The 3,012-nt window shown below is 66.7% G+C and carries 4 protein-coding genes; 2 read left to right on the plus strand and 2 right to left on the minus strand.

The window, feature by feature from the left end; translation table 11 throughout:
- Positions 1-206: peptidase U32 family protein (locus I6U14_RS05610; protein WP_367115629.1), on the minus strand; the 206-nt coding region annotated here is incomplete at its 3' end.
- 140 nt (positions 207-346) lie between these two features.
- On the minus strand, positions 347-1,279 hold the full coding sequence (locus I6U14_RS05615; RefSeq protein WP_296897581.1) for a TIGR01212 family radical SAM protein: 933 nt from the start codon (positions 1,277-1,279) through the stop codon (positions 347-349).
- Positions 1,280-1,500: 221 nt separating this feature from the next.
- Here I6U14_RS05615 and I6U14_RS05620 point away from each other — a divergent pair, with 221 nt between their 5' ends.
- A complete protein-coding gene (locus tag I6U14_RS05620) occupies positions 1,501-1,929 on the plus strand; it encodes a secondary thiamine-phosphate synthase enzyme YjbQ (RefSeq protein ID WP_296897582.1) in 429 nt (142 codons plus the stop codon).
- A 3-nt stretch (positions 1,930-1,932) separates the two neighbouring features.
- A partial coding sequence (locus I6U14_RS05625) for a RuBisCO large subunit C-terminal-like domain-containing protein (protein ID WP_296897584.1) occupies positions 1,933-3,012 on the plus strand: 1,080 nt, incomplete at its 3' end.

Here is a 3,012-nt window from a genome sequence, read left to right on the forward strand (position 1 = left end):
GGATAGGTGTTCATGGCGATGAACACCCGCTTGCCGTGGGACTTGGCATAGCGGATGCCGTCGGCGAGCTTGCTGGCCGTGAAGTTGAGTCCGGCGAAGTGCCGCGCGTTGGTGTCATCACGGAAGCCCGTGTAGACGGCATCGGCACCGTGGTCGACGGCGGCCTTCAGTGACGGCAGATTGCCGGCGGGGCAGACGAGTTCCATGGATGAGGTCTCTGTTGTTCGGGTTGGTTCTTTCTTCGGTGAGTATCGAGTAACGAGTAACGAGTAACGAGGAGCGAGGAGCGAGGATACGCGGGCGGCGAACCTCGACCCTCGTCACTCGCCCCTCGATACTCGAACCTTCATGCCGCTATCTGCCGCCCCGCACGCCCACCCTGTGCCGTGCCGCGACGGCGCAGCTCCGCCTCGATGCCGTTCAGCACGGCCCATTTCTTCGCACACCAGTCAGGCGCCAGCAGGATGTCTCGGCTCGCAGTGCCGGTGACGCGGTGGAAGCTGACTTCAGCGGGCGTACGCTCGATGAGGTCGCAGGCGATGGAGACGTAGTCTTCCATGGCGAGCGGCCGGTAGCCGCCCGCGCGCCACTCCTTGGCCAGCAGCGTGTGGCGTACCACATGCAGCGGGTGCAGCTTGAGGCCGTCGGTACCGAGTGCCAGCACCCGCTCCAGGCTCGTGAGCGCAGCATCGCGCCCTTCCCCCGGGAGGCCGACGATCAGGTGGGTGCAGACCGGCAGGCCGCGCCCGCGTGCGGCGCGCACGGCATGGCGGTAATCGGCAAAGCCATGGCCGCGGTTGACCCGGTGCAGGGTGGCGTCGAAGGTAGACTGCAGCCCCAGCTCCAGCCAGACCTCGTGGCCTTGGTCGCGCAGCGCGCAGAGCAGGTCGAGCACCGCCTCCGGCACACAGTCCGGCCTGGTGCCGACGGAGAGGCCAACCACATCCGGCTCGGCCAGTGCCGCGCGGTAGAGGGCGGCCAGGTGCGCCACATCGCCGTAGGTGTTGGTATACGCCTGGAAGTAGGCCAGATAGCGCTCGGCGCCGGTGCGCTTGCGGATCACCCGTCGGCCGGACTCGATCTGTGTCGCAACGTCCGGGAGCGCCTTGGCGCTGGGGCTGAAGGAGACGTTGTTGCAAAACGAGCAGCCACCGCGGCCCTTGGCGCCGTCGCGATTCGGGCAGCTGAAGCCCGCGTGGATCGCGACCTTGTGCACGCGCCGGCCGTGACGGCGGAGCAGATCTTGGCCGAAGGTGTTGACCAGGTCGGAAAGCGGCATCGGGCGTGACGACGTGTCGGCGGCTGACTGCGGGAGCGGCTGGGCAACTGGAACATTGCACAGTCCCACAGCGGCAGCAGACCGACATTGATGATGATCAAGCCGACAGGGTGCAGCTCTTCAAAGGAACGCCAGTGCCGGTAAGCCGACACAGCGCATCGCCGAAGCCTGGGCCTTTGGGTATGCTCCGGCGACAAGATCCAACACCCACAAAGCTGAACATGTCAGCGCTCATCGACCACATCGAGCTCGCCACCACCGCACCCATCCAGCTCATCGACATCACCGCGCAGGTTCGCGAGCGCGTGCGGGCGGCGGGACTGCGGCAGGGCTTGGTGACCCTGATCTCTCAGCACACCACGGCTCGGCTCAACCTCAATGAGAACGAGGAGCGGCTGCAGCAGGACATGGTCACCTTCCTCAAGCGCCTGGTGCCGCGGGACGGCGACTACAGCCACAACATCGCCCCGGTGGATGACCGTGACAACGCCCATGCGCATCTGCTCGGGCTCTTCGCCAACGCCTCCGAGAGCATCCCGGTGGCGGACGGTGAGCTGCTGCTCGGGGACTGGCAATCGGTGTTCTTCGTTGAGCTGGATGGGCCGCGCGCAAAGCGACAAGTCACCCTGCAACTCCTAGGGGAGCGCTGAGCCATGCGCAATGCCGATATCGACGGATTCTACGCCGAGCTCTCACAGCTCGACGCCGACGCCCACCTGCTGCTGGACTATCGCATCGAGTGCACCGGCGATCCGCGCATCGCCGCCGCGCACCTGGCCAGCGAGCAGTCCACCGCCCAATGGCAGCGAGTCGGTGTGGACGAGGACTATCGCCCGCGCTTCGCCGCCAGAGTGGTTGATCTGGAAGTCGAGACAGTGCTGTCCGACACGTCCTATCCGCTCGATCCGCCGGTGAACGAGCCGGTCAGCGTCTGCCGGGTGCGCATCGCGCATCCGCACGCCAACTTCGGCCCGCGCATCCCGAACATGCTCTCCGCCGTGCTCGGCGAAGGCGCCTTCTTCGCGCCGGGCATCCCCGTGGTAAAGCTCCTGGACATCGAGTTTCCCGACGCCTTTCTCGCCCACTTCGACGGCCCGCGGTATGGACTGAAAGGGCTGCGGGATCTCTGGCAGATCCACGACCGACCTTTCTTCTTCGGCGTCATCAAGCCGAACATCGGGCTCGACCCGGCGCCGTTCGCCGAGCTCGGCCTCGCCGCCTGGCGCGGCGGGCTCGACATTGCCAAGGACGACGAGATGCTCGCGGACCCGGACTGGTCGCCCATCGCCGAGCGCTCCCGGCTCCTCGGCGCGGCCCGCCGCCAGGCCGAGCAAGAGACGGGCGCACCGAAGGTCTATCTCGCCAACATCACGGACGAGGTCGACCGCCTCATCGACCTGCATGACACCGTCGTGGCCAACGGTGCAAACGCCGTCATGGTGAATGCCCTCCCGGTGGGGCTGAGCGCCGTGCGCATGCTGCGCAGGCACGCCCAGGTTCCGCTGGTAGCCCACTTCCCGGTCATCGCGGCGATGAGCCGACTGCACCACTTCGGCGTGCACAGCCGGTTCCTCACCAAGCTGAAAAGACTCGCAGGATTCGACGTCATCAGCATGCCCGGCTTCGGCCCGGGCATAGTGACACCCGAGGCAAGGGTGTTGGAGCACATGCCCCCCCGTACCGCCCCCACAGGCCGCCACAAGCCGGGCCTCCCGGTGCTCGCGGGCCGACCA

Source organism: Thiohalocapsa sp., from assembly GCF_019695415.1.
GTDB lineage: Bacteria > Pseudomonadota > Gammaproteobacteria > Chromatiales > Chromatiaceae > Thiohalocapsa.